This window comes from Acidithiobacillus sp. IBUN Pt1247-S3, assembly GCF_041146875.1.
GTDB lineage: Bacteria > Pseudomonadota > Gammaproteobacteria > Acidithiobacillales > Acidithiobacillaceae > Igneacidithiobacillus.
This window is the reverse complement of sequence record NZ_JBFRXP010000005.1, coordinates 1-24,351: the sequence shown is the minus strand read 5'-3', so window position 1 is coordinate 24,351 and position 24,351 is coordinate 1. Positions and strand designations below refer to the sequence as shown.

General features: G+C 59.7%; 28 protein-coding genes. 22 read left to right on the top strand and 6 right to left on the bottom strand.

Annotated elements, in window-relative coordinates; translation table 11 throughout:
• Positions 1 to 51: 51 nt before the first annotated feature.
• Genes AB4090_RS04825 through AB4090_RS04805 form a run of 5 tightly spaced genes read right to left on the bottom strand, consistent with a single transcriptional unit; the run spans position 52 to position 5,447 of the window.
• Complete coding sequence (locus tag AB4090_RS04825; RefSeq protein WP_369572735.1) at positions 52 to 2,430, bottom strand: DotA/TraY family protein; 2,379 nt, start codon at positions 2,428 to 2,430, stop codon at positions 52 to 54.
• An 18-nt stretch (positions 2,431 to 2,448) separates the two neighbouring features.
• Positions 2,449 to 4,167, bottom strand: coding sequence for a UvrD-helicase domain-containing protein (locus tag AB4090_RS04820; RefSeq protein WP_369572734.1), 1,719 nt, complete (start codon positions 4,165 to 4,167; stop codon positions 2,449 to 2,451).
• 11 nt (positions 4,168 to 4,178) lie between these two features.
• On the bottom strand, positions 4,179 to 4,682 hold the full coding sequence (locus tag AB4090_RS04815; RefSeq protein ID WP_369572733.1) for a hypothetical protein: 504 nt from the start codon (positions 4,680 to 4,682) through the stop codon (positions 4,179 to 4,181).
• Positions 4,679 to 5,164, bottom strand: a complete 486-nt coding sequence (locus AB4090_RS04810; protein ID WP_369572732.1) for a hypothetical protein — start codon at positions 5,162 to 5,164, stop codon at positions 4,679 to 4,681. The genes AB4090_RS04815 and AB4090_RS04810 overlap by 4 nt, the downstream gene beginning before the upstream one ends.
• A 28-nt stretch (positions 5,165 to 5,192) precedes the next feature.
• Complete coding sequence (locus AB4090_RS04805) at positions 5,193 to 5,447, bottom strand: hypothetical protein (RefSeq protein WP_369572731.1); 255 nt, start codon at positions 5,445 to 5,447, stop codon at positions 5,193 to 5,195.
• Between AB4090_RS04805 and AB4090_RS04800 the strand changes: the two genes are divergently transcribed.
• The 22 genes from AB4090_RS04800 to AB4090_RS04695 all read left to right on the top strand — a co-directional run bounded on the left by AB4090_RS04800 (position 5,446) and on the right by AB4090_RS04695 (position 23,893).
• Positions 5,446 to 6,495 carry a hypothetical protein gene (locus AB4090_RS04800; protein ID WP_369572730.1) on the top strand — a complete coding sequence of 350 codons (1,050 nt, stop codon included), beginning with the start codon at positions 5,446 to 5,448 and terminating at the stop codon, positions 6,493 to 6,495. The genes AB4090_RS04805 and AB4090_RS04800 overlap by 2 nt on opposite strands.
• Positions 6,495 to 7,640: a hypothetical protein gene (locus AB4090_RS04795; protein WP_369572729.1), complete on the top strand. Its 1,146-nt coding sequence runs from the start codon at positions 6,495 to 6,497 to the stop codon at positions 7,638 to 7,640. Before AB4090_RS04800 ends, AB4090_RS04795 begins: the two co-directional genes overlap by 1 nt.
• A 1-nt stretch (position 7,641) precedes the next feature.
• Entirely contained in the window at positions 7,642 to 9,480 is a 1,839-nt protein-coding gene (locus AB4090_RS04790; RefSeq protein WP_369572728.1) for a hypothetical protein, read from the top strand.
• 22 nt (positions 9,481 to 9,502) lie between these two features.
• Positions 9,503 to 10,813, top strand: a complete 1,311-nt coding sequence (locus AB4090_RS04785) for a hypothetical protein (RefSeq protein ID WP_369572727.1) — start codon at positions 9,503 to 9,505, stop codon at positions 10,811 to 10,813.
• 78 nt (positions 10,814 to 10,891) lie between these two features.
• On the top strand, positions 10,892 to 11,134 hold the full coding sequence (locus AB4090_RS04780) for a hypothetical protein (RefSeq protein ID WP_369572726.1): 243 nt from the start codon (positions 10,892 to 10,894) through the stop codon (positions 11,132 to 11,134).
• A gap of 131 nt (positions 11,135 to 11,265) precedes the next feature.
• On the top strand, positions 11,266 to 11,712 hold the full coding sequence (locus tag AB4090_RS04775) for a lytic transglycosylase domain-containing protein (RefSeq protein ID WP_369572725.1): 447 nt from the start codon (positions 11,266 to 11,268) through the stop codon (positions 11,710 to 11,712).
• Positions 11,712 to 11,915 carry a hypothetical protein gene (locus AB4090_RS04770; RefSeq protein WP_369572724.1) on the top strand — a complete coding sequence of 68 codons (204 nt, stop codon included), beginning with the start codon at positions 11,712 to 11,714 and terminating at the stop codon, positions 11,913 to 11,915. The genes AB4090_RS04775 and AB4090_RS04770 overlap by 1 nt, the downstream gene beginning before the upstream one ends.
• A gap of 1 nt (position 11,916) precedes the next feature.
• Positions 11,917 to 12,732: a hypothetical protein gene (locus AB4090_RS04765; protein ID WP_369572723.1), complete on the top strand. Its 816-nt coding sequence runs from the start codon at positions 11,917 to 11,919 to the stop codon at positions 12,730 to 12,732.
• Positions 12,729 to 12,935 (top strand): MerR family DNA-binding transcriptional regulator, encoded by a 207-nt coding sequence (locus tag AB4090_RS04760; RefSeq protein WP_369572722.1) that lies wholly within the window; start codon positions 12,729 to 12,731, stop codon positions 12,933 to 12,935. The genes AB4090_RS04765 and AB4090_RS04760 overlap by 4 nt, the downstream gene beginning before the upstream one ends.
• A 168-nt stretch (positions 12,936 to 13,103) precedes the next feature.
• Positions 13,104 to 13,487 carry a MerR family DNA-binding transcriptional regulator gene (locus AB4090_RS04755; RefSeq protein ID WP_369572721.1) on the top strand — a complete coding sequence of 128 codons (384 nt, stop codon included), beginning with the start codon at positions 13,104 to 13,106 and terminating at the stop codon, positions 13,485 to 13,487.
• 116 nt (positions 13,488 to 13,603) lie between these two features.
• The gene (locus AB4090_RS04750; protein ID WP_369572720.1) at positions 13,604 to 14,107 is read left to right on the top strand and encodes a prepilin-type N-terminal cleavage/methylation domain-containing protein; all 504 of its coding nucleotides are present in this window, start codon (positions 13,604 to 13,606) and stop codon (positions 14,105 to 14,107) included.
• A gap of 95 nt (positions 14,108 to 14,202) precedes the next feature.
• Entirely contained in the window at positions 14,203 to 14,670 is a 468-nt protein-coding gene (locus AB4090_RS04745; protein WP_369572719.1) for a prepilin-type N-terminal cleavage/methylation domain-containing protein, read from the top strand.
• Positions 14,667 to 15,212, top strand: coding sequence for a hypothetical protein (locus tag AB4090_RS04740; RefSeq protein WP_369572718.1), 546 nt, complete (start codon positions 14,667 to 14,669; stop codon positions 15,210 to 15,212). Before AB4090_RS04745 ends, AB4090_RS04740 begins: the two co-directional genes overlap by 4 nt.
• On the top strand, positions 15,203 to 16,489 hold the full coding sequence (locus AB4090_RS04735; RefSeq protein ID WP_369572717.1) for a type II secretion system F family protein: 1,287 nt from the start codon (positions 15,203 to 15,205) through the stop codon (positions 16,487 to 16,489). The genes AB4090_RS04740 and AB4090_RS04735 overlap by 10 nt, the downstream gene beginning before the upstream one ends.
• A 1-nt stretch (position 16,490) precedes the next feature.
• A complete protein-coding gene (locus AB4090_RS04730; RefSeq protein ID WP_369572716.1) occupies positions 16,491 to 16,802 on the top strand; it encodes a hypothetical protein in 312 nt (103 codons plus the stop codon).
• Positions 16,803 to 16,809: 7 nt separating this feature from the next.
• Complete coding sequence (locus AB4090_RS04725) at positions 16,810 to 17,310, top strand: Tfp pilus assembly protein FimT/FimU (RefSeq protein WP_369572715.1); 501 nt, start codon at positions 16,810 to 16,812, stop codon at positions 17,308 to 17,310.
• Complete coding sequence (locus AB4090_RS04720; RefSeq protein WP_369572714.1) at positions 17,294 to 17,749, top strand: hypothetical protein; 456 nt, start codon at positions 17,294 to 17,296, stop codon at positions 17,747 to 17,749. The genes AB4090_RS04725 and AB4090_RS04720 overlap by 17 nt, the downstream gene beginning before the upstream one ends.
• Positions 17,750 to 17,751: 2 nt before the next feature.
• On the top strand, positions 17,752 to 18,813 hold the full coding sequence (locus tag AB4090_RS04715; RefSeq protein ID WP_369572713.1) for a PilW family protein: 1,062 nt from the start codon (positions 17,752 to 17,754) through the stop codon (positions 18,811 to 18,813).
• Positions 18,806 to 19,363, top strand: coding sequence for a hypothetical protein (locus AB4090_RS04710; protein WP_369572712.1), 558 nt, complete (start codon positions 18,806 to 18,808; stop codon positions 19,361 to 19,363). The genes AB4090_RS04715 and AB4090_RS04710 overlap by 8 nt, the downstream gene beginning before the upstream one ends.
• A gap of 216 nt (positions 19,364 to 19,579) precedes the next feature.
• Entirely contained in the window at positions 19,580 to 23,380 is a 3,801-nt protein-coding gene (locus AB4090_RS04705) for a hypothetical protein (protein ID WP_369572711.1), read from the top strand.
• Between the two features lie 23 nt (positions 23,381 to 23,403).
• The gene (locus tag AB4090_RS04700; protein ID WP_369572710.1) at positions 23,404 to 23,589 is read left to right on the top strand and encodes a hypothetical protein; all 186 of its coding nucleotides are present in this window, start codon (positions 23,404 to 23,406) and stop codon (positions 23,587 to 23,589) included.
• A gap of 43 nt (positions 23,590 to 23,632) precedes the next feature.
• Positions 23,633 to 23,893, top strand: a complete 261-nt coding sequence (locus AB4090_RS04695; RefSeq protein ID WP_369572709.1) for a hypothetical protein — start codon at positions 23,633 to 23,635, stop codon at positions 23,891 to 23,893.
• A gap of 34 nt (positions 23,894 to 23,927) precedes the next feature.
• Here the strand turns inward: AB4090_RS04695 and AB4090_RS04690 are convergent, their stop codons facing one another.
• Positions 23,928 to 24,128: a hypothetical protein gene (locus tag AB4090_RS04690; protein WP_369572708.1), complete on the bottom strand. Its 201-nt coding sequence runs from the start codon at positions 24,126 to 24,128 to the stop codon at positions 23,928 to 23,930.
• Positions 24,129 to 24,351 lie beyond the last annotated feature (223 nt).

The window sequence follows — 24,351 nt, the reverse complement described above, 5'->3', positions numbered from 1 at the left end:
CTGGGCGTAAAAAACGGAGGCAAGCGCCTCCGTTTTTCGTTGGACGTTTCTTTATTCGTCGGTAGACTCTTTTTTCTTCCCTCCCCCATTCCCCGTATCCGTCGCACGGCCCGAGTTTATCGTTTCCGTGCTCACTGTCTTCTCCCCGCCCTCTTTCTTTTCGTCCTCAGCTTTCGCCGATTTTCCGCCTTTCACCGCACCGGATCCTTCCACCGCCCCTTTATAGGTGTCCGCCATGCGGTTGCCCGCGTACATGCCATACTCCTTGACGCCGCTGCCTGCCCGGCTTGCGGTATTCTGCGCCTCATCCATCCCCAGGCTTTGCCCGGAGTGCCCACCGATCCATTGTGGCGCGTGGTCCGCCAGATGCGTGATGAGTTTCATCACGGTCTTGATGAACAGGAACATCATCGCGATGATGACGCCGATCATGGAAATGAGCCCGATGATGCCGATGTGGTAGCTGCCCATACCGGCAAGGAACACCTGTAGCGCCATGCCGACGAACCAGCCACCAATGTCCATCACGAAGAACGCGAAGATGAAGCCCACGGTCAACAGCAATGGCCGCATGAGGATGCCGATGACCACGGAATAGCCATATTGTGCCTGCTGCGGGGCGAAGCCCTCTCCTTCGGCATAGACGTGCGCAGCGGCCCAGAGAACCGATGCCACGACCATCTCCAGCACGAGGAACAGCCAGCCGATAATCGCGGTAATCATGATGATGCCGGGCATGGCCGGAAACACATATTGCAGTATCGCGCCTTCGATGATCATCATGACGGCTGCAGGTACCGCAAAAGAGCCGACGGCTTTCAGGGCGCCCATGGCGCCACCCCCAAGGCCCATGATCGGCGCGATGATTTTCGACGTCGACAACGCGCCGCCACCTTTCCCGCCCAGTATCCCGCCCGTACCGCCGCTGACGGCGCCGCTGACAGTTTTCACCGCGGCGTCGGCAAAGGCGACATCTTCCCCTGCCTGTTTGATCATCCTGCCAAAAGCGGCAACATTCGCCAACGGATCACCGGAGGCGAACAGTGGTGGCACCTGAGCCAGCATTTTCCCTGCCCAGGTTTCCCCAGAGCTTCCGGAGTTGCCGATGACCGCAGCAGCGGTAGCGTTCTTCAATGTGTCCTTCTGCGCATTCAGGTCGTGGTTATATTGCAGGATGTATCCTTCGATTGCGGCCAGATAGGGCTTGTAATAGGCGCCAACCTGTCCCGACATCGCCCCCGCGTTGGGCAGGATGACCGTTGCGTCCACACCGGTCATCTGCGCCTGCGACTGCGCGTTGATATTTTCCAGTGTCCACCAGTAAAAGGAAGAGCTGGCCCATCCCAGACTCGAAGCCTCATTTGCAAATGCGGTCAGAGCACTTTTCTGTTGCGCGGTATAATTGCTGTTGATTTCGTCATAAATTTCCTTTTCATCCGTCAGATAGTTTCCAATCACGGCATTCAGATCGGACGTGGAGGGCATCGCCCCATTGCTGCTGGCGTTGGCCTGGTTGATTTTGGACGCGATTCCGCTCAATGAGGCGGAGCTTCCCGCAAGTGGGAACAGGGCATTGCTGATGGCATTGATCTGCTGCACGCAAACGGGATTGTTTTGCGCGCTGTCGGGCGTCGCGGAACCGGTGGACAGTTGTCCGGTGGCATTGCCAATGGTGTTAAAAATCGGGTCAGCGACCTGACTCAGCAGTGAACCAATGCCGAGATTCGGAAAATTCGGACTTCCCGGAGCCGTCATGCCGGAAGAGCAGTGAACGGCAATGGTGCCGAACTGCCCCTGAATCCCTCCCGCGGTCTGATTGCCGGACGGCACCATCCCCCAGACCTGTTCCCCGGAGCTGTTGCCCCCGGTCCAGTAGGTTCCCAGTTTGTAGGCTCCATGGGAGTGCTCTATCAGATAGTCCCATGCGGTCGCTGTAATCAGCGCTTGCTCCATGAATGCGATTTTCTTTTGCGTTTCCCCCTGATACGGAATCAGCGTCCCCGCATACTTCGGCACATCCTGCACGAAGGCGCTCCACACGTCATCGGCGACCCCGATGCCCCAGTAGGTCGCCGTGAGCAGGATCACCTGGATCATCGCGAAGCCCTTGGCCCAGGGCAGCGGGAAGAGCAGAAACCAGGCGGCGGGGCCACGGATGACGGACCAGATGCTATGATAGCGCTTGCCCAGCGGCACGCCTTCATGCGCGGTCTGCATCCCGCCGATGATCTGGGTATAGACGATGACCGCCGAGACGTACATCAGCAGGGCAATGTCGATGATCTGGAACAGTTGCGCGATGATCGAGCCCGGACCGGATGGCGCCGTGCTTCCCGAGACGAATGTCCACCAGCCATTGCCAAGCAACTGACTGAGAAGATGGACCGAGATGTCGTTGCTTTGCGGGATCAGGGAAATATCGAAGCTCATCAGGAAAGTCCTTTTCTGTCACTCTGGCTGCAATGCGGCCAGTTGTTGTTGCTCCTGCATCTCCCGCACCCGTTCGGCGATCTCCGGGGTGACCGGATAGTCCTGGATGGCCTGGTACTGCTGTTGCCACATATCGTAGAAACCACTGCAATCGATAGCCTGTTTCGCCCGTGTCACGGCCACATAGAGCAACTTGTAGTTCTCCTGATTGACCCGGAAGGCGCGCTGCATGTCGCCGTGGTCATCCAGATAATCGCAAGGGACGTGCAAATGGGATTTCTCCCAGTCCGGGCCAAGCTGCACATGGTCCCATTCCAGGCCCTTGGCCTTGTGCGCGGTGCTGATGGTGATATCCGCATCGGCGCGGTTCTGGGCGGTATCATTCCGCAGCGAATCGATGGCGCCTTCCAGCGTGCCTTCCGCCAGCATCTTTTTGGTGATGGTCACGAAGGGTTTGTAACTTCCCCCTTCATTGGATTCCGCGAACTCTTCCAGATCCGCCCAGCTGTCGAACAGGGAGACTTCCGGGTGAAAGATCTTGCGCCGGTCACCATTCCGGGAGTAATACAGGTCGCGCAAGGCCATCAACAGTTTCGCCGCCTCGTCCGCGCCGCCTTCCACATAAGGTTTGTTGCCATCTTCGATCTGGGTCAGCGCCGCGGTGATGACGCCGGCATTGGATCGGCACAGAATGGCATCCGGGAAATGTCGTTCGGCTTCCGGCGTCAGGGGGCCATCCAGGAAAATGCCGGGATTCGGGTTGCGCCCGACGAGGCGGTTGCTTTCTCCGCCCGCGTCCAGGAACAGTTGCGCGTGGTCCGCGATGTTCTGCCCGAAGCGAAAGGATTCCGTGAGGTACGCCTGTGCGAAATGGGGGAACTCGCCCATGGCGTCCACCGCGCCCCGCCAGCCATAGATGCTCTGGTGGGTGTCGCCGACCAGCAGGATCTGCGCGCCCGCCTGTTCCATTTTCTTCAGCGCGCTGATCATCACCGCATTGGCGTCCTGCGCCTCGTCGAACAGCACCAGGTCGAAGTTGCGGAAATCTCCCCGCAGCGCCCAGATCTTCAGGTAGGTGTCGTGCGTGACTGGAAAATCCGATTGCAGGTTGGCCTGCCGTTCCCAGATCTGTTTCGCCACATGATGCACATACCCGACGTATTGCCGGGCCACGTCGATGCCCTGGGTGACTTTCAGGATGTCCCGGCGTTCCCTGGGCACATGCCGCATCTCCACGGTTTCGGCATCTGAATAACAGAAGTTCCGAACCGTTCCCAGGGCGTCGGAGACGGCATGATATTCCGTCAACCCCAGATTGCGGATGGCGCCGATGCCTTTGGGAAAACTTTTTTGCACCGCATCCCGCAGTTCCTTTCCGGTGAGCAGCCTGGATTTGAGTGTCCGGCCCAGTGGCTTGCCGTTCACGCTCGACCGGTAGGCCAGCGCATGCGCGGTGGATATCCGCACTGCCGCCGGGAATTTTTCTTCCGCCTCTCGCGCCATGGCCTTGTTGAAGGCGAAGTATTGAATTCCGCGACGGGGATTTTCCTGCAGGACCGATTCGGCTGCCGCCTTGAGTGTCGAGGTCTTCCCCGCTCCCGCGAAGGCGCGGATGGCGACCGACTCTCTCCGGTTGACCCGGTCGATGACGTTCTCCTGCTCCGGCGTCGGGCGAAAGGCTGGTTTTTCCGGATCCTGCCCGGCGCTCTCCGCCGCTGACCCCCATTGTTGCGCCATGGTATATCTCCTTAATTCAGGATGTTGTTCAGGGTGCTGTTTCCCGTATTGATGCTGGGAAGGTTCGCGCCGGTGCTGTTCGTCGAAGTGCTGACCGTGCCGGAATTGTTGGTCCCCACGTTGACACTGCCCAGGCCATCCGGGAGTTGCCCATTGCTGTTGATGGCGTTCTCCGCCTGGCTGACGGGCCACTGCAGGGCATTCTGCGCCGCCTGGCACGCCTGGTTTTCCAGCTGGTTGATGATGGTCGACGGGTTCAGGAAGGAAAGCCCGATGTTGCTCCCCATGTTCAGGATGTTGGAGAAACAGGTGGACGATTGCAGATTCGCGGGCTGCGGCACCATGCTCTGGATGGTGCTCTGTGCGTTTTGCGCAATCTCGTTGGCGATCTGCTGCTCGGCGGACGCCGAAGGGCAGCCATCTCCGGAACTGCTTCCATTGCTGGACGTTGCCGCCGACGCCGCCAGGGGGGATGTCGCCGCCAGCGCGCAACAAAGAACGACGATTTTTTTCACAGGAAACCTCCATCCTTGCGTTCCAGCAAGGCAACGGCCTTGCCCAGAACCCGGCTGCTTTCCGGGTCAAACAGTTTCTGCAGCAGCGCGCCGCGTGCCAGGATGCCCAGCAGCCGCTGCAACCGGTTGCGGAAAGCCGGGTCGATGTCCGGGTTCTCCAGCCAGCGGGTGATGGTGTTTTCTTCCCGCTGGTCCAGCCAGTCGAGGATGCGCAGCATGCGTCCCGCCTGCAGATAGTTCAGTACCATGGCGGTTTCTTCCGGTTCACGGTCCACGGGAGGACGGGCCTGCATGCGTTCGTTCAACCCGCGGATCAGAATGCCTTCGATGGGAGTGCCACGGCTGTCCAGAATCCAGTCTTCCTGTTCTTCCAGACAGGCAATCAGAAATGGCAGGGCGCCATCGCGCTCCCGGTAAAACCGTTCCAGTGCCGCTTTCCCCAGAATGTCCCCGGAAGCTTCTGTTTCGTTTGTCGTGGACATTGCGTTATCATCTCCCTAACTGATTACGTCATAGGATATAGAATACCGTGTTTTCCGCCTTTCCCAAAATCTCGCCACGGGCCGCCTGGAAACTGCGGGGCTCCGCGTCATCGGCATTTCTTTTGCTGGCGTTGTCCGGGGTATCGGGGAGCGCCGCGGCGATCGGGCTGGGTGGGAACAGTTTCACTTCCACGTTGCCGCCCGGTTCATTCGTGGTCGGAGGCGGTTGCGGTTCCTGTACCGATATCGCCGCCCCATTCGCCACCACACAAGACCTGTCCATGGTGCAAAACAGCGTGGTGCAGGCATTGCTGCAGGACGGTAAGGCATGGAATACCGGGCAGATGCAACAGATGACCGCGCAGGTACAGGAAGAGAGCCAGGCGCTGCGCGAGCAGGTGCAGTCCATGCAGCAGTTGACTCTGACGAAGGAAGCCGTGCAGGCACAGGAGCAATCCGGGGTCAATCTGACCACGACCACGACGCTGCCCAACGGGCAACAGGTGAGCATCAGTGCCAACAATCCTTCCGCCAGTTGCGCTGACCAGATGCAGCGGCGGCAGGCATGGGCGGGAGGAATCGCGGCCAACCAGCAGATGGCGGGCGGACTGTCCAGCGCCCTGGCGTCGTATAACGTGTCCAACACCGATGGTCCCAAAACCATCCGTAACCTGGCACAGGAGGGCGGCGCGGATTTCAGCGCTTCCAGTATCTTTGCGTCTGGCGGCGACGGGGCGCCGATGCCGACCTCGCAACAGTCCGCCCAGGCCATCGCCAACCTGACCAATCCCTTGCCGCCGGTACAGTTGACGTCCGGACAGAAGGGCACGGCGGGTGGACGGCAGTGGAGCGCGGAGCAGAACGCGGTCAACAGCCGGCTCAGTATGGCGCAGAATGCCCTGGCGCAGATCGCCGCGTGGCACCAGCCGACGATTGACGGGCAGGCATTCGTGCAGCAGTGGCAGGAGATGCTGCAGGAGGCCCAGACGAACACGGCCAACTCCGGTGGGTCCGGGCTTCCCCCTCCTCCGGGCAGTGACGGGAACCATATCAGCCCGGATGGCGCGCTGGATCTCGCGATTCAGGCCCGCTACGCAAGCCCGAAGTGGTATGTCCAGCTACAGGCGCAGACGCCTTCCGGGGTGTTGAAGGATTTGTTCCAGATGGGCGGTATCGGCTTGCGGGTACACTATCAGGAGATGGTGATGGCGGAGTATCTGGCAGGATTGTCTGCCGTGCAGTATGCGAACCGGGATGTTGATCCTCTGGTCCGGCAGGTGCAGGCATCCGCCAGTGGCGCGATGCAACAGCAGGCGAACGGGGGTTCCTGATGCGCGCCGGAAAAGCTGAAATCCTTCTGTTGGGTGCGTTGCTGTCGATGGGGGTGGCGCCAGTCGGTTTCGCGCTTTCCCTCCCTGGCGGATCTTCTTCCAACCTGATCCCCCTGGGACCAGGTGGGCAGGTGAACGGGGTGTGCAATACCACGCAGCCCATCATCACGGAATCACAGTTGCAGAATTTCGAGTCCAACCTGAACAGCACGGTGGAACAGGTGGGCAAGGCGATTAACACCGGGCAGATGCAACAGATGTCCAGCGAGATGCAGACGCTGAACCAGAAGATGCAGGAGCTGGTGAAAAGCAAGCAAGAACTGTTGAAATTCCAGGCCAGACAAAAGTACATCGATCAGGTGAGCGGGAAGAACGTTTCTGCTTCCGCATGTACGCAGGCGAGCGGTGCCGGGGATACCCTGAACGGACTGGTTTCGGCACAGAGTTCGGCGGCGCAGATCACCGCCAGCGCCCTGTCTGCGGAACAGCCGGTAACCGACCCCTTGCAGGTGGTCCGGTCCCTGGCGCAGGCGTCCGCCCCGACCCTTTCCGCCTCCTCCCTGATTCCGGTGGGGGACACTGCGGCGACGGCTTCGGCGATTTCCGCGTACATCCAGCATGTCGTGATGCCGGTGGTGCCACAGAAGATTACGGCGGCGGCGGAAAGCACGGCAGCGGGGAGCCAGTATCGCGCGCTGAAACATCTGATGGATGCGCGGTCCTCCCTGTCTACCGTGACGCTGGGTGCGATCGCGAAGGAAAACCTGCCAGAGACGGATGACACCCTGGCGAAGCTGTACTGGCAGAAAGCGGGGTTGTCCGGCGCCCTGCCCGGAGACCGGAACGGGAAGATCAGCCAGAACGGGTTGCTGAATGCGATGAGTTACCGGTATCTGCTGGGCTCCTATGCGACGGGTGGCGCCGGCACGGCCAATCATGGGGACGCCTGGATGTTGCGGCAATATGCCATCGAGATGTCCGGGCAACTACATGCGGAACTGGAAGAAGAGCAGTTTCTGGAGCACGCGGTTGCCCTGCAGGCAGCCATGCTGGGCGCCCAGGTCCAGAAGGGCTACGGGAAGATGAACGATCTTCGGGCAGCGGCCATGCAGCAGGCGGCGAATCAGCCCGCCGCCGGGAATTGACGTGTTGCGGCGAACCCGGGTGGCAGCCGCCTGTGCGCTGGCCTTGTGGGGGGTTTCCCCGGATGTCAGCGCGGGTATCCTGTCCGGAGCTTCGGGGCTGTTGCAGAGTGCGGGACAGTCGGTTTCCAGCGCGGCACAAAGCGTTGGCAGCGCGATCAGCGGTGCGCTGGGCAGCCTTGCCGGTGATCTGGGGGTTTCCGGCATCCTGCAGACCGGAAAGGCGGTCAATACCGGACAGACGCAACAGATGGCGGCGCAGGTCCAGCAAAAAAATCAGATCTTGCAGGAAAGCGTGATGGCAGACAAAAAGCTGCTGGCTTCCCGGTTCGTGCAACAGTATCTGAACGACACCGCAGCTTCTCCCCTGGGGTGTGGCGGTGCGCAGATGGGGGCGGCCAACCTGCAGTCCGTGCAGGCGCAATCCGCACAGGCAGCCGGAAACACTTTTGTCGGCGCCCATGGCTGGGTGCCGGGGAATGCAGTGACGGACGAGCCGTCGCAGCAGTTGTCCGGGCCTGCATCGGTCGATCAGCTTGCGGAGTACACCCAGGAACAGAACAACGCCAGCGCGCTGTTCAACGCCAGCGCCAGCCTGCATCAGGCAACGGTGGAACAGGATCTGCTGAACCCTCTGCCGCCGCAGCCGTTGACGCGGGCACAGGGAGACACCGCCGCTGGGCAGCGGTACCAGGCACAGTGGAACATCGATGCGGGCGCCCTGTCGGTTGCCGCGGCGGGATTGGGGACGGTGGCCTCGATGCACACGTTCACGGTCCCCGGTTCTGCTGTGCAGAATGCCGCGACGGTGGCCGGTGTTCCCGAGAACGTGGCGACGGCGGCGGTGACGAAACCGGCGCCGTCCCTGTCGGGCACCGTGCAGACTCCCCCTCCGGCGCCACTACCGCCGCCGTCATCCTCTTCTGGCGGAAAGCCTGCCTGGGCGGGAATCACGCCGATCTACTGGCAACAGATTGCCCGTGCAGCGGCGGCGCACAACCTGCCGCCAGCGATGATGGCCGCGCAGGTAGGCAACGAAGACGGGACGGAAGACCTGAAGGCGCTGGCGATTGCCGGCAGCATCGATGCACCAGGAGTGGTCTGGCGGGATTTCAATGGATATTCAACTGCCTGTTATCCGACCACCTATCAGGGTGGGTCGGTCTGCGACTCGGCCAAGAGCCTCTTTCAGATGATCAATACCACGGCGTCCTCCTACGGGCTGACCAATCCCATGTGGGGAACCACGAACGCGCAGCAGGAGATCAACGCCGCGGCCAATGGCTATACGGGTTTCTACAGCTCCTGTAACGGCAATCTGGCGTGCGTGTGGTCGGCCTGGGCGGTAGGACACGCGCAGGCGACGGTGCCTGCCACCTGGATGTCCTACGTGCAGAAGGCGTATGCCAACTATCGCGCGCATGGGGGCACCTGGACCTGGACCGGGCATCCCGCGACCGTCAGCGGGTATGTGGGCGGCAATTCCCTGTATGACACCGGAAGCGGGAACGGCTCTTCCTGGGCGGGGACGGGAAACGGGGCCTCGGCTGCCGGGCTGTTGCGGATGACTTCCTACGGCAGTTATGCCAATCCGCAGTGGATTGACCAGTTGAATGCCCTGCCGATGTCCGGGGTCTGGAAGGTGGTGGCCTATCTGCAGGAGATGCAGAACGTGGTGGAGAACGATAACCGCAAACTGCTGGAGCACTATGTCGCCATTGTGGCGGAACGCAATGCCCTGTTGTCGCAAAAGACGGAGGGCAGGATGAATACGCTGCGTGCTACGGCGATGCGGCAATATGCCAGCGAGCCGGTGCTGGAGAAGCTGGCGAACGATTTTTGACGAGCAAGGAAAGGAGGGGAATATGGCAGCGGAATATACGATAGAGGCAAAGAAATTCGATGATGCGGAGAAGCGGTATATCGTCGACGCCGTCGGTCTGGAAGATACGGAATTTTACAGCGTCTATCTCAAAGGAGATGAAGACCTCAAAGGATCTGAAGATCGGTATCTCCGGGATTTTTCACAGGAGCATTCCGCACGGGAGTTTGTCGCCTGGCTGGAAGGTAACCAGGAAAAACTGGCGGCGCTTCATGCGGATCAGCCCGTGGAGGTTCTGGGCAACACGTATGTTTTCCAGCATGCCGACACCACCGGCAGAAAAACTTATGGTGTCCAGACTCCCGAAGGCGTATCGGGGGAGCCGGGCGTGAACGCCCTGCAGATTCAGGAATATCTGACGACGGGACACCTGACGCGGGATTTGTTTTCACAGGCCATGGGAAATCCTCGTGGACTGGAAAAGCTCTCTGTCGCTGAACGTCAGTCCCTCTTTTCTTTTGCGCGGGAAACGGGAGAAGAGATCGGGATGCCGTTCGATGCCGATGGTGAGGTTTCCGCGGGATTTCAGGCGTTTCTGTCGGATCCAGAAAAATTCTTGGGGTTGCGGTCAAAAGAAGATCTTTCTATCGGGGAAATGCGTCTGCCTCGCAACGATTTGCCGGTGATCCGGGAAGATGCTTTACCCGCCCCGCTGGAGGCTTCCGATGTTCCGGGCACGGAAATCGACTTCCCCGCGGAGCCGGAGTTCCATGATGCGGAGATCGTCGAAGAAGCGGAAGATCCGGACGAGGACCAGGATACGGATTTCGAGATTTTGAGCACCCATGCGGTTTCCAGTCAGGGGTTGTATCGGCATCTGCGGCAGGCTGCCCTGTTGTTGCATCAGGATGCCAAGGATCCCGTACAGGGTTCCGGCGGTTCCGGCTTTCCGTCCATCCGGATGCCGTTTCGCGCGAAGGTGGCGGAAAGCCGTGCCGATCACCTGGCGCAGGCGGCAAAATACCTGCAGCGGTTCGACGCCATGGTGGAAAGCGGCAGCCTGCCAGGGCAGAGTTTCGAGGAACATGGGAAAGATCTGAAAGAAACCGCCCGGCAGTTCCTGGACCACCTGCATCATGGGACGGACGCGGCGGCGCTGCGGGAACTGTCCCGGCGCAAGGCGGATCCGGAATTTCTGCATGAGATGCAGGAGAGGCTGGAAAAATGGCGGATGGACAATGAGTCCTTTCTGAAAAATTCCGGATTGCGGGATCGCGTGGAAAACATCGGACAGCAAATCGCGGAGTTCCTGAAATCCGTTGCCCAGCGAGTGATGGGGGCCGCTCCGGGTTGACTTTTTTAACGCCATATTGTATCGTATTGCAATAGACGCGAGCGAAAAGGGATTCTGGTGGCATGTGTAAAGGAAGTCGTGCCGGACAGCAGGACGTTGTCGATTGCCGGCTGGGTGGCCAGCATCATCACCATCGCCTGCGCGCTGGTGCTTTCCCTCGATGGGAATCCGCCCATGCGCTGGATGTTCGTGGCCTGGACGATCAGCAATGTGCTGTGGGTCTGGTACGGGGCGGGCATCAAGTCCGGGCAGGTGCTGGCGAGCCAGGCGGTGTTCGTCCTGATCGATGTCATCGGACTGGTGCATTACTGGCTGTATTGAGGGGTCGGGCGGAACGCTTCTGGGAAACTTCGGGGAAGCCGGTTTTGCTGACGATGCTGCTGGTTTCGTTTTCTGGCAGTGGACTGTTTTCCCGGCACCCGGTCCCGGACGCTCCCGGAGGGTCGCCGGCGATGTCCGTCAGGGTTCCCGCTTCCGCGAAGCCGGTACGCCGGAAAGGTTCCCTGCGTTTGCTGGCGGGACCGTATGCGCACTGGATTCGCTCCGCCGCAAGGAATGCGGGAATTCCTCCGGCACTTCTGGCGGCGGTAGCCTATGAGGAGAACGGCGGAAACTTTCAGGGGTCAGCGCATCGGGTGTCGGGCGCGGGCGCCATCGGGGTGATGCAGCTGATGCCCGGTACCGCGTGGAAGGTTCTGCGGGTCAATCCGTGGAACCCCCGGCAGAACATACAGGGTGCGGCGAGGTATCTGGCGCGGATGATTTCCCGGTTTCACGGGAATCTTCGGGAAGCGTTGATGGCCTATAACGCGGGGCCGACTGCCGTGCGGGAACATCTGGCTCCCGTGTCCTCGCGAACCTATGCGGAGCGGGTATTGCAACTGGAGGAGAGGGTCTGATGGGTGCGCAACCTGGTTTTTTACCCCTGGAAGAACGACAGAAATACTGGCGTGGGTTATTGATGCGGGCGGGGGAAGCGGTGCGGATGGACGAGTCCATGCAAGCGGGTCTGGTCACCGGTGGACTGGTTCTGGAGTTACGTTCCGCGTTACGGGACGCGAAAGAACTGGTGGATGCCCTTGCCAACGAGCGCGGGCGGTAGGATGCACATGCAGATTCATCAGGTCGAACCCGGATGGGCGAAACGCTGGACGCTGGTCTCCTGGGATTTGTTCTCCCGTAATCCCTCCTGGTTTCTCCTGTTGGGAGGGGGTTCCTTTCTCCTGTTTTTGTTGTCCTTCTCGTTTCCCGGATTACCGTACCCGGAATCGGCATCGATCGACGTGCTGTTGTTTCTCTCCGCCCGTGCGGCGGACATCGCCGACGGGAAAGGGTTTTTCGCGGTTCTGGCGTCTCTCTGGAAAGATGTCTGGCGGGACACCCTGTATCTCTTGCGCGATCTGTTCCTGATTCTGTTTCTGGCGGGCATTTTTTTCGCGCTGTTCTTCTACCTGATCCATTCCGCCCTGCAGAGCCTGGGGGTGTCTGGCCTGATAGGTCATCACGCAGCGCCGGGCATCTCGCCCGTTCTGCTTTCCGCCCTGCAACAGTCGGTCACTTTGATGACCATCAGTTGGGCGATTCCCGGAGGCATCGCCCTGGTCTGGCTCACCCTGTCGAGCGGGTACAACCTGTTGTTGAATTTTTATCTGGGAATTCTGGTGGCTTCGATGAATAGGGGGCCAACGATATTTTTTCTTTCCCTGATGATCCTGTTTTCCGGAGTGCAGGCGGCTGTGAGTTCCCTGTCTGAAAATCTGTATGGTGTTCTGGCGCTGGTTTTCCTGAGTCTGTTGAATGTATTTCTGGGGCTGTTTGCCTACGCCTATTGCCGGGAGGTTTTCGATGGGGAAAAGAGGAACCGCCCGGTGAGAAAGGAATCACGAGTGACGAACCTGGCGACGGGCGGTGCCGCTTGAAAAATCTTCCACGAGAAAAGATCGAAAAACGGGTGCCGATTTCCGTTGCCGCCCGCTTTCTGGGTGTCAGCGTCGATACCTTGCGACGATGGGATGCCAGCGGCAAATATCCCGCTGATTTCCGCACGCCAGGGAACGATCGCCGATACGACATGGGGCGCCTGCGGGAGTTTCTGCAATCCCTGAAAAAAAGGGTGCCGTAAGATGTACCGGTTTCCGGTTCGGCAAGAGCCTCTTTTGTGGGGAGAGATTTCCGCAGTCCTGTTCTTTTTTTCTTTTGGCGGGCTGTTTTCCGTCCTGTATTGGCCTATTGCGCACGTGGAGGAAGTCATCCTTGTTTCCGCTCTGCTGTTTTGTCTCTCTGTCATCCTATGGATACCGATAGTCATTTACGAGGATCAGAAAATCCCCGGTTCTACTCTCTCGGTTTTGCACAACGAAGCCGAAAGGTTTCCCCTGGTTCTGGAAGTCTGGAAACAGGTATGTGCGGGGAAGCATCCTTCCTGGATGGAACTGGACATCATCGAATTCTGGGTGCGGAAGGGAGCCCCCCCCCGTTGAGCACTGATCAGGAGCCCAGGTTATTGTACGTTGCCGATATCGCCAGGATGTTCGGCGTGTCGCGGGACACCGTGAAATCCTGGGCGAAATCCGGGAAAGTCCCGGAAGCCGGCAGGACGAAACAGGGTTGGCGATATTATCTTTTCACGGATATCGAGAAGATCCTTCGCGACACTTGCGGAAATCATCGCTGATGTTTTCGGTGAAACGGTTTTTTGCATAGGTTTGCATATCATTAACCCAATTTTTTGTCACTGACTCTTTTGGGAAAATGTTTTGGTAGTTCCCGTTTCCCGAAAGGAGTACCAAAATGATTCGGAAGTGTCAGCATCTGTTGGACCAGCGGTTGCGTGCCCGCCTCTCTGCGGTGGAAAAGCGCAAGGAAAAGGAGTCTGGTTTCACCCTCATTGAGTTGATGATCGTCATTGCGATCATTGGCATTCTGGCGGCCATCGCCATCCCGCAATACGAAAATTACGTCAAGTCGGCGGAAGCCCAGGCGGTTGCCCAGACGTTCCACCAGATGGTGGAGACCGGCGCGGCTGCACAGGCGCAAGCGGTATCGGGTGTCATTACCACGTTGAGTGCTCCGGTGCCTGCGCATGGTGCGACTTTCACGTATTCGCCGACGGCCACCACCGCCTCGCCGCAGAGTCTCACGATTACCGCGAGCCTCGCCGGCATGAGCGGCGCGACCCTGCAGGGGGATACCGTGAATGCGATCAACGCCGAATTGACCGCCAGCGGTGTCAGCTCCGCGTGTTCCGGCACGACCTGCACCGTCACCATCAGCGCCAACGGCACCATCTCGTAAGACGTTGCCTGGTCTCCCGGCGCCTCGCGCGCCGGGTTTCCCCTGTCTCCTGAAAAGGGCGCAGCGGAAACCCGGAAAGGAACCCAGGAAACCCGATGCCATCCGAAAAAGGTTTCACCCTCATCGAGTTGATGATCGTCATTGCGATCATTGGCATCCTTGCGGCCATCGCCATCCCGCAATATGCGGCGTACCTCACCGGATCTTCCGCGAGTGCCATCACGGAGGATTTCCACGAGATGGTCCAGCAGGTATCCGTTGCAGAGGCGCAGGCGGTGGCGGGGGTGCCGACCGTTTTGCCGTCCGCGATGTCCGCGCCACGAGGATACCGGATCGGGGTTGCCCCGGCGGATATCGTGCCGGGTGGCGCGGCGGTACAGGTTTCCCTGTTCCCGCCTGCCGGAGTCGATCCACAGCTGACGGCGGATATCCGTGAACAGCTTGCGGCAACCTACGGACCACAGGCCCAGGGGAACGATGCGGCGTTGGCGGTGCGTGCATTCTCCTGCAGTGCTGCGGGGACGTGTGTCGTCACACTGTCACAGAACGGGAATCCAGCATGACTGGGACTTCCTTTTTCGCCTTCCTGCACCTGGAATGGTTGCGCCTGCTGGCGACTCCCGCGGTCGTGTACCTGGACGGCCCGGCACGGATCAGTTTTCTGGTTCCGCTTCTCGTCTGCCTGCTGATTTTCCGCCTGACGCCACTTCCGAAGGTTTCTTCGGCAGCGGATGGGGTATGGTTTTCCGGGCTTTTCCTTTTGGGGTGCGCGATCTCTTTTCTGACCGCGTACTGGGGGAACGCTGGTCTGCATTTCCTTGCCAGTGGAGAAATTCTCTGGCCGGTGGTCGTCTGGATTCAGGGTCCGCGGAAATTCTCTCCCTGGTGGGCGTATGTCGCCACCTTCTGGGGAACCCTGCTCCCCGATGTCCTGCTGGCCGGACAGTATTTTCACTGGGAGACGGGATTCTGGATGGGAGTGGGTGGTGCCGGATTGCGGGATGCGCTTTTTCTCTCCCCGATGGTATCCCTGCTCTGCGCACTGATCCTGGCGCAGGCACGGTTATGGGCTGACCAGAAAGGAGGGATTCCGGCATGGCGGTAAATGCACCGAAAAAATCCAGTGCCTTTTCTTTTTTCCGTCGCAAGGAAAAAGATGCGGCATCTATGGAGAAGCATCGTTTTCAATGGGTGCTGAAAGAGCGCGGGAGCGCCACGCAAACCGGGGAAATCGACGCGGTTTCCCTGAATGTCGCGAAAGTGTTGCTGCGCAAGCAGGGGAAGAACTTTACCTACGTCAAAAAGATCAAGGTCAGGAAGGCACGAGTCAAGGAAGATCATATCGTGATTTTCCTGCGACAGTGGTCGGCGGTACAGTCCGCCGGCGTGCCGACGGTTGACGGCATCAAGATGATCGCCGACACGACGGATAACGAGGGATTGCGACAGATCCTGTTGAATGTCCATGATTCCCTGACGGCTGGGGACAGTATTTCGACCGCTTTTGGGGCGTATCCGAAATGGTTCGATGCCGTTTCCATCGCGCTGTTGCGTGCCGCGCAGGAAGCCGGAATTCTGGATTCCGTGCTCTTCCGCATGGCCGTGGCGCGGGAGAAACGGCGCATTCTCGCCAAGAAAACCAAATCCGCCATGATGTACCCCGGCATTACGCTGGTCGTGATGTTTATCGTGGTCGCCATTCTGATGATCAAGGTCATCCCGGTATTTTCCCAGTTGTTCTCCAGCTTTGGTGGCAAGCTGCCCTGGCTGACCCGCGAGGTCGTGGGGCTTTCCGACTGGATGCGCGCTCATGTTCTGGTGTTGATTCTGGCGCCGGCACTGTTTGTCCTGCTGTTTCGGTACGCCTATCGGCGAAGCCGGAAATTCCGCTGGGTAGTCGATCGGATTTTTCTGCGTTTGCCGGTATTCGGACCCCTGCTCATCAAATCGGCGGTAACGCGCTTCTGCCAGATTTTCGCGGAAATGCAGGGGGCTGGGGTGCCGATCATGATCACGATGGACACTCTCTCACACGTTTCCGGGAACATGGTGCTGGATGCGGGAGTCGCGAATGCGCGCAAGGAAGTTTTTCAGGGAGGGAAGATCGCGGTGGGTCTGCAGGACTCCGTGTTCCCGCCGCTTGCGGTGCAGATGATCAAGGTCGGCGAGGAAACCGGCTCGCTGGAAAAGATGATGAACAAAACCGCTGACTTCTATGAAACCGAGGTCAACGAGATGGTCAACCGGATGTCCACGTTGCTGGAACCGATGATCATGATTCTTCTGGGGCTCATTGTTGGCACGCTGGTCATCGCGATGTATCTGCCGATGCTGGACATGGGCAAGGTGATCCTGCATGGCACCGGGGTGCAGGGAGGGTGAGGTGTTGCTGAATATCGCATGGTTTTCCGGGCTGCCCGGAAGTGTGGCTCTCTGGAGTCTTGCCGGCTTCCTGTTCTGGGTGCTGTCGCGCTTTCCCGCGCAGGACAGTCTGGAATTCGTATTGCTGGACGCATTGACGTTGATCAGTGCGCTGGTGGCCGTTTTTAGCGTCCCGTTCGCGATTCTGGCTGGACACCTGGCCCCTGTCCAGAAGTCTTTCATGGACGAGCCTTTGCTGTTGTTTTTCGGCGCCGTTTCCCTGCTGCTGACGACGGATTCCTTTTATCGGATGCGTCGTTTTTTCCTGGATTGAGCCAAGCGTGCTGAACTGTGCAACCTGCCATCACCAGAACCGGGGTTTCCGCGACAGGCAGGGCGGCTTCACCTTTCTGGAGATGATGGTGATCCTCGCCATTCTGGGTATCGTTGCCGCGATTGCCGTTCCTGATTGGTCCAGCGCGCTGTCCGGCTCGCAACTTCTGCAGATGGTGCAGTCCGTGCGGCAGGCGGCGGGAGAGGCGAGGGATGCGGCCATGGTGACGAACACGCCGGTCGCCATCACCGCTTCTGGATGTCAGGTGTCCTTTGCCTATGTGGGGACGCCACCCGCCGGCGCGGCACCGTTGCCGGCGACGATTTCCGGAAATGGCGGCTGGTGTCAACCGGATTTCTCGTTGCAGTACACCCCGGAAGGCATGCTGGTCAACGCCCAGCAGACGCCGACTTCGGTAACCTGGCATCTGTCGCCGGTCATGGGGGTAGGCATCAGCTCTACCCTGGTGCTGGACGATGGGGGAGGCATCGATGTCCCCGGCGCGTAATCTTCGGGATCGGGAAGCGTCACAATCCGGCGCCGCCCTGCTGGAGGTGATGATTGCCTTTGTGCTGCTGACCCTGGCCTCCCTTGCTTCCGTGGCCATCACGGATCGACAGGCTGCGACGGTCATCCGGCAGTCCCAGGCGAACCAGGCGTTTTCGGTCTTCGCCGCAGGAGACGCCGTATTGCGAAACACGGCCAACGTACAAACACTGGATGGCTCCACCATCACGGCATCGGCAGCGCCGTCAGAGCTTCCCTCCGCATCCGTGGCGCCCCTGCAATCCGCCCTGGCGATCCTGCCCAACGCGGAACTTGTATGGTCGATACAGCCATTGGGTGGCGGGAACGTCTGTCCCTGTACGGCGCAACAGACGCTTTCCTTTGGTAATGACCCGGCAAAGCGGTTGCAGATGACCACGCAGACCGTGGTGGGATACTGAAGATGGCAGGCGTGTTTCCGGTGTTTCCGCCTCGCTGTGACGTTGCCGCGGCTCCCGGGGAGCGTGGCGCCGGACTGGTGGAGATTCTGGTGGCGATGGCCCTGACGGGGATTCTCCTCGCGCTGGGCGCGTCCTTTTTCGCCTCGGCGCAAAAGACATCGGGAACGGAGCAGGCGGTACTTTCCCTGCAGCGGCAGGCGGATCGGATTCACAACTTTCTGAACACCGAGATCTCGGATGCCGGATTCGGGTTTCCGGAATCCTGCGGATCTTCCGCCATATTATCCGACTGGCCGGGGATGACCGGCCCCGGTGGCGGCAACCAATGGTACACCATTGCCGGAACGGCTGCGGGTGGGCTGTCCTGGATCACCAGTTCCAATTCTTCCGGGAACATCGCGGTGACCCGGATTACGGACATGCCCTCCATGAACTCCGACAGTTTTCAGGTAGCCAACGTGGAAAACCTGCAAATCGGAGAAGGGCTTGCGGCGGAGGTGCCCGGACTTGCCTGTTTTGTTTCATCGATCCATTCCATGTCGACCAGTTCCCAGCAGGAAGTCACCTACGTGAAGCTGCCGCAAGGCTCCTGGGGGGATCTGGCGCAACAGGCCGGGGTTTCCGTCAGCGCGGGGCAAATGGTCAACGCACGGATCTACGGGCTGGGAAACATCGTTGCCGCCACCCTGTCCCTGAATGGCACCGATCTGCAGGAAACCCTGTCCGGGCAGGATACCGGATGGACGCCCCAGACCGTCACGATTTCCAGCCGGATACTGGGCTGGCAGGTCCGGGTGGCAACGGGGTCGCCGCTGGTCTGGGAGTCTTCGCAAGCCTGGCAGGCGGCTGCCAGCCAGGGCAGCGCTGCCCCGATATTGGCGGTACAGCTGGGGATGGTCATCGCGTCGCAAAATGCGTATCCCGGTGCGCAAACGCCGCCGGCACAGGTATCCCTGATGGGCCAGCAGGTTGCCATTCCCGCCGCCTGGTCCGGGCACCTGCTGAAATCTTTCGTCTGGTCCTTTCCGGTGCGCAACGCGATCTGGGAGTCTGGCAATGGCTGATTCCAGGATGTCCCGCGAGGCGGGCATGGCGCTGCTGCCAACCCTTTTGCTGACGGTGGTTCTTGCGGTGTTTCTGCTGATCTTTCTGGGGCAACAGTACGGTGCTTCCCAATCGATCGACCATCATGCCGTGCATCAACTGGAGATTCTGGCGCTGGACCAGGGCGGAGAGAACGCGGCGAATACCCTGAATGGGTACAGCGACTGGCCGGAGATTCTTGCGGCGTCGAACCCAACGGCTCTGGCGCCTGCCTATCAACCGCTGCCCGCCGGTCAGTTCCCCGTCATGCCTTCCACGGATTTCTGGCAGACCTGCGCCGCACAACAGCAATGCGCAACCTATACGGTGACCGAAAACGGAATCCCGTTTTCCGGGTATTACGTGATGTACCCCGGAAATGGGTTGGCGGAGAAACTTTCCGGGTATGAAGACCAGCAGGATCAGGTTGGGCCGACCAGTCGTCAGTATGTGGCGTTCGTCGCTGTGACGAACCCGGAAAACTCCTCGATGGTGGTGAAGGAATTTGTCTTGCGAAAGAGCCTCCTATGAAAAGATTTCCCTGGATTTTCTGTTTCTGGTCATCGCTTTGCTGGGCTCTCCCCCCCGGCTCCGGGCAGGCGCTGGAAGGTGTCCTGCCCGCGGTTCAGCCTTCACATGCCGCGGTCACGTTGCCCCCGCGAGGGCATCCCCGGCATGCCCATGGCGATCCGCTGCATCCTGACTGTTCCCGCCAAAAGCCCGTTTCCTTGCCATGGGAGGTGCATCATGCGCCCTTTTCTGCCCGCCGCTGATTTTCTGGAGCATCGTCCCCGGATTCCGGTGCGCCGGATTCCGGGGATACTGTTCCCTGCCCTGCTGGCCTTCTCCCCGGTTGCCCCGGTCTGGGCCAGTTCCGGGCAAAGCATCGAAGCCTCACAGGTAGAGAGCCAGCCGAACCTGATGATCCTGTTGTCCAACTCGGCATCGATGGACGAGAACATGGCGGGTACCCAGCTTGCGACCGGGGCGGACGGCGTGCCGTTACAGAACTCCTGCGCGGCCAATTACGCCTCCAGTTCCGATTATGTCGCGGTTCCTGCTTTTGATGACGGTTCCGACAACGCCTGTGGTGGCGCCGGTACCCCATACCCCTGGGGCAGCTACGGCAACCAGGCGGATTCCCGTTTTTATATCGCCAAACAGACACTGTACGATCTCCTGCGCGAGGGATATGCCAACGACATCAATCTGGGATTTGCCACCTATCGCCAGGCGTTCGGGTTGGAAACCGCGGCGGTTGCGCAATCGTCCAACGCGGTGTACCCGAATATCTATCTGCCGAATCAGCAGCCCGGAGAGTCCTCCACTTTCCCCAGTCCCGAGAGTGGCTATACCTATACGCAACTCAATACTGTCGGCAACAATCCACTGAATTTCTCTTTTGTATCGTGGTGGCCGGTCTACAACTCCATCAGCCCCTACAGTGACGGCAATGCCTTCATCGGCAATGGGCTGGATGGAACCTTCAAATCGGGCGGACTGTTTGGTTCCCTGAGCTTTCTGAAAAACAACCAGGGTAAAGGCGGACTACCCTACACGGTGTCCTATCCGCAGGGTACCCTGCAGAACAGCAATGTGGCAAGCGGCACCTGGCAGTATTCCTATTATGGTCCCGGAGGACTGACCGTTGCGCAAAAAAACAGTGGCGCCGCGGAGCCGGTATTGCAGCTGTGCGAAACCTACTACAACAGCCAGAGCAACCAGTTCCAGGCCATTTATACGCAAAATGACAGTAATGGCGCCCCGCTTCCTTTTCAGCAGACCTTTCCCGGGACCTATTCCGGCAACACGCTGTACTACATCAGTCCGGATTCCCCCTTGCCGCAGAGTGGGCAGATCAACAGCGGGGAGTGGGAGCAGTCCTGCAATGTGAGCAACACGCCTTCTGGCGCCAGTGCGCCGACGGAACAGTTGGTGGCGCAGGGAGAGCAGGTGGAGTCCGCGCAATGGGCGAGTGGTGGCACTGCGTATTTTTCGGAAGTCCCGAACGTGAACACAGGCACTGCCGGCAATGGGGGAACCCTGTCGCTGTTGCCCGGTGAGGCGACAGGCTGGTCCGGCGCCACGTCGGAAACGCAGAATGCCGATGGTTCGGTTTCGGTTTCCTCGACCTATCCGGCGACCCCGCAACCGGAGTCCATTCTGGGGAGTTACGACCAGTCCGGTGCGCAGTATATGGGGGTGTTCGTCAACCTGCCCTCCTTGCAGAACCCCGTCAGTCATGTGCAGACCATCGAGGGATTGCTGAATCCCGCGTATCCGATGGAAAATGCCGGTGGAACGGAGTACAGCTACCCGCAGCAGAGCATTACCGCCGCGGATGGCAGCCCCCGATCCATCGCCAACTCCAGTGAAGCGGGTGAGTACAACGGCCATCAGGAGCCGCTGTACAACAGCCTGGTGGACGCCTATGCCTACTGGCAGGCATTCGAGCAGAACAATACCATAGCGCAGTGCCAGAACAACAACATGCTGGTGATTTTCGATGGCATCAGCGACGGCGATCCCAACCTGACCGCCAGTCAGGAGGAATCCGCGCTGCTGCAGGAAGCCGCCGCGTTGTACAACCAGTTGCACGTCCGGATCTTCGTCGTCATCATCTCGGCCAACGCTGGGGACATCGCGGAGGCGAATGCCCTGGCGCAGGCTGGAGGGACAGGGAAAGCCTATACCGCATCGAGTTCCGGCAGTCTGTACGATGACCTGCAGGCCACGCTGGTCAACATCTCCCGGGAGAGTCTGTCCACCCGATTTTCCACCACGCCTTCCATCAGTGACGGTGCCTATGAATTTGCCCTGTCCTCGGTATCCCAGGCTACCGGACAGGGGGATCTCATTGCCTATCAGGTCTCCGGCAACGGGAGCCTGAATTCTCCCACGCAGTTGCAGCCGTCCTGGGACGCCAACAGCCTCATGACGAGCAGCAACCGCGCGTCGGACATTGTGTCGACGGACAACGCAGCGTCCGGGGGCTTTTCCTCCGGCACGGAAAGCACCCTGGCAAGCCTCGCGCAGAATGATCCCGGATGGTTTGCGGTCGCCTCCGGTTCGCCATCGGCGACGACCATCGCGCAATATACCGCTGATCCTTCCTATGACAGCGGAGCTTACCTGGGTGGCAGGCAATCTGGCTGGTTCATCGGTCTTCCCGCTGGTTCCTCGCCGGTGGTGGTATCGCCGCCAGACAACGGCAACCTGTTGAGCGATCCCGGTTATGGAACCTGGGCGGGAAACCACAGTACCCGGGAAAATGCGGTGCTGTTCGCCGCCAATGATGGGTTGTTGTATGCGGTAGGGTATCAAAATGCCAGCAATCCGCAGCCATCCCTGCTCTGGGCATGGATGCCACAGGGGCTGATTCCCGATTTGCAGAACTACAGCACGTTCTGGCAGGCCAGCGAAATGCAAGGTGGCCTGGTTGAGGTGGACTCGGCCAGCAGCAATGGCGTCTGGCATTCGTATGTCGCCGGTAGCGCGCAGTCCGGCGGCATCCTGTATTCCCTGCAACTGACCGGAACGACGCAGCCGGATCTGGCGCAGACCGTTGCCGAGTATGACCTGACAGCATTGACCGGCGATACCTGGGAATCTCCGGTACAGGGGCAGCCCGGTGTCGAGGCCGTGAATCAGGGGACTACCGGGCTTGGGGAGACCGCGGCGCTCTGGAGCGAGACGGAAACCTCTTCCAGTGGAACGCAGCAATCAGGGCTGCTGATTCTCAACGTGGTGACCGGCGCCCTCACTTTTGTGCCGGCGCCCTCGGCGTTGACCTCACAGCCGGTCATTGGCCCGCAGGGCACGGTGTATGTCGCGGCGGGGAGCGATGTCCTGACCCTGTCCGGGGCCACCGTGCAAGGGATCATCAATGCCCCGCCCGCCGCTGCCGGGACGATGGGAACGGACAGCGCCAGTTACACCAGCCTGGGTAGTTTCACTACGGGATATCCGTCCGGGGTATCGACGCAGATCACCCGCCTGCAGATCGCCAATCAGCAAGGGGCTCCCTGGCTCGTGACAGAAACCAGCCAGGGGATTACCGCGGCCCGGCAAGAGAATGGTGTCTGGTCGCCGTACTGGGCCAGCACGACTCTGGGGTCCGGGGTGTACCAGAACGGGAAGCTGACGGCGCAGTCTTCCTCGACCCCGCTCAGTCAGCAGATTGCAGCGTTGCCTGCCGGTGCTGAGGTCAGTGACAGCGCGCTGATTGCCGATGGAGCGGTGATCCTGCCGCTGTCGGTGGCACCCGCGGCTGGCACCTGTGGTCTGCCCACGGCGGAATATCAACTGTTCAACCTGGACAGCGGCACTTTCCCTTCCGGGGACTTCACGAATACCAGCGGACAGGCAATCAGTGGCCCGATCGACGTGGGGTATGGAGTTGCCTACACCCCAAGCCTTACGGCATTCGGTGGGCGCCCGCTCATCCAGTCTTCCGCCAGCAACACCAACAGCAGCAAGGTTTTTCAGGCGGCCATCACCAACGGTCTGCCGTTGGGCGGGCCGCAACAGGCCAGATTTGTATGGTAACCATCATTCAGGAGGGAAAACCGGTGGAAGAACAGACACGCTCCATTCGCATTGCGGAACTGCAGGCACGAAGACGGGCGTTATTGTCCGGCAAGGCAAAAGGAAGGGTTACGGAACTCGCGGAGGTTCGGGAAATGCTGCTGGTGTTGTATGGGCAGAAGTTTGGCTCCAGACACGCAGGATCCGGGACAGGTCAAGCAACCGAATGAGCAATGAAGTATTGGCTGACGTAATCATCCAGGAGGAAGCCGCATGCAATTTTTGACTTCATCGGAAAGAAATGTGCTGCTGGATTTGCTGCAGCAGAGAGACGGCGAGATCGATGTCCGGGGTCAGGAGTGCGATTGTCATCTGGTTTTCGAGGCATTGCATCTGCTGGCCGATGGCATGCCGGAGCGACTGTATGCCATCATCCACCATCAGGGCCGGCGTGACCACCTGCAGGCCAACGCCGGCAACACCTTCCTGATGGTGCAGAAGATCGCGGAATCCGGAGCTATGGCCTGCGGCTAGGCTGCCGGGATTCCCGCCATCCAGGCGGGTTTCCCTATGGTTTGCGGGTTCTTTTTCTCGGCGGGCGCAGGGTCGGAAACGGAATGATGAGTGCGGAACTCCGGGAGAGCTCCTCCTCCCACACGCCTTCTTCTATTTGCATGGTCAACCGTTCCAGGTCATATTCATCCCAATAGAACCAGCCGTCTTCCTCTTCCCTCCCGTTTTGCGGGGTTTCCTGCCGTCCGACGATCATGAGGTGCGCTCCTGCAAGAATTTGGCATCAGGATACCGCATGCAACGGGAAAATCAAATCGAATCATTATGTTACTATGGTATATCTGATTGCGTTACCAACAAACGTAATCAACAATGCCATTGCGGACTTCCGGAGCGTCGTTGCTACCGGAAGGCCACCGGAAAACAACCCGTTCCGCTCGATTCAATGGGTTAAAAAGAGGGGGCGTCCAATCCATCAT

What these genes read in the sequence shown, in the direction of transcription:
- AB4090_RS04825 (WP_369572735.1), bottom strand. Translation starts at nt 2,430, where the DNA reads ATGAGCTTCGATATTTCCCTGATCCCGCAAAGCAACGACATCTCGGTC.
- AB4090_RS04820 (WP_369572734.1), bottom strand. Translation starts at nt 4,167, where the DNA reads ATGGCGCAACAATGGGGGTCAGCGGCGGAGAGCGCCGGGCAGGATCCG.
- AB4090_RS04810 (WP_369572732.1), bottom strand. Translation starts at nt 5,164, where the DNA reads ATGTCCACGACAAACGAAACAGAAGCTTCCGGGGACATTCTGGGGAAA.
- AB4090_RS04800 (WP_369572730.1), top strand. Translation starts at nt 5,446, where the DNA reads ATGGTGCAAAACAGCGTGGTGCAGGCATTGCTGCAGGACGGTAAGGCA.
- AB4090_RS04805 (WP_369572731.1), bottom strand. Translation starts at nt 5,447, where the DNA reads ATGGACAGGTCTTGTGTGGTGGCGAATGGGGCGGCGATATCGGTACAG.
- AB4090_RS04795 (WP_369572729.1), top strand. Translation starts at nt 6,495, where the DNA reads ATGCGCGCCGGAAAAGCTGAAATCCTTCTGTTGGGTGCGTTGCTGTCG.
- AB4090_RS04785 (WP_369572727.1), top strand. Translation starts at nt 9,503, where the DNA reads ATGGCAGCGGAATATACGATAGAGGCAAAGAAATTCGATGATGCGGAG.
- AB4090_RS04775 (WP_369572725.1), top strand. Translation starts at nt 11,266, where the DNA reads ATGTCCGTCAGGGTTCCCGCTTCCGCGAAGCCGGTACGCCGGAAAGGT.
- AB4090_RS04770 (WP_369572724.1), top strand. Translation starts at nt 11,712, where the DNA reads ATGGGTGCGCAACCTGGTTTTTTACCCCTGGAAGAACGACAGAAATAC.
- AB4090_RS04765 (WP_369572723.1), top strand. Translation starts at nt 11,917, where the DNA reads ATGCACATGCAGATTCATCAGGTCGAACCCGGATGGGCGAAACGCTGG.
- AB4090_RS04755 (WP_369572721.1), top strand. Translation starts at nt 13,104, where the DNA reads ATGGATACCGATAGTCATTTACGAGGATCAGAAAATCCCCGGTTCTAC.
- AB4090_RS04750 (WP_369572720.1), top strand. Translation starts at nt 13,604, where the DNA reads ATGATTCGGAAGTGTCAGCATCTGTTGGACCAGCGGTTGCGTGCCCGC.
- AB4090_RS04745 (WP_369572719.1), top strand. Translation starts at nt 14,203, where the DNA reads ATGCCATCCGAAAAAGGTTTCACCCTCATCGAGTTGATGATCGTCATT.
- AB4090_RS04740 (WP_369572718.1), top strand. Translation starts at nt 14,667, where the DNA reads ATGACTGGGACTTCCTTTTTCGCCTTCCTGCACCTGGAATGGTTGCGC.
- AB4090_RS04735 (WP_369572717.1), top strand. Translation starts at nt 15,203, where the DNA reads ATGGCGGTAAATGCACCGAAAAAATCCAGTGCCTTTTCTTTTTTCCGT.
- AB4090_RS04720 (WP_369572714.1), top strand. Translation starts at nt 17,294, where the DNA reads ATGTCCCCGGCGCGTAATCTTCGGGATCGGGAAGCGTCACAATCCGGC.
- AB4090_RS04715 (WP_369572713.1), top strand. Translation starts at nt 17,752, where the DNA reads ATGGCAGGCGTGTTTCCGGTGTTTCCGCCTCGCTGTGACGTTGCCGCG.
- AB4090_RS04710 (WP_369572712.1), top strand. Translation starts at nt 18,806, where the DNA reads ATGGCTGATTCCAGGATGTCCCGCGAGGCGGGCATGGCGCTGCTGCCA.
- AB4090_RS04705 (WP_369572711.1), top strand. Translation starts at nt 19,580, where the DNA reads ATGCGCCCTTTTCTGCCCGCCGCTGATTTTCTGGAGCATCGTCCCCGG.
- AB4090_RS04695 (WP_369572709.1), top strand. Translation starts at nt 23,633, where the DNA reads ATGCAATTTTTGACTTCATCGGAAAGAAATGTGCTGCTGGATTTGCTG.
- AB4090_RS04690 (WP_369572708.1), bottom strand. Translation starts at nt 24,128, where the DNA reads ATGATCGTCGGACGGCAGGAAACCCCGCAAAACGGGAGGGAAGAGGAA.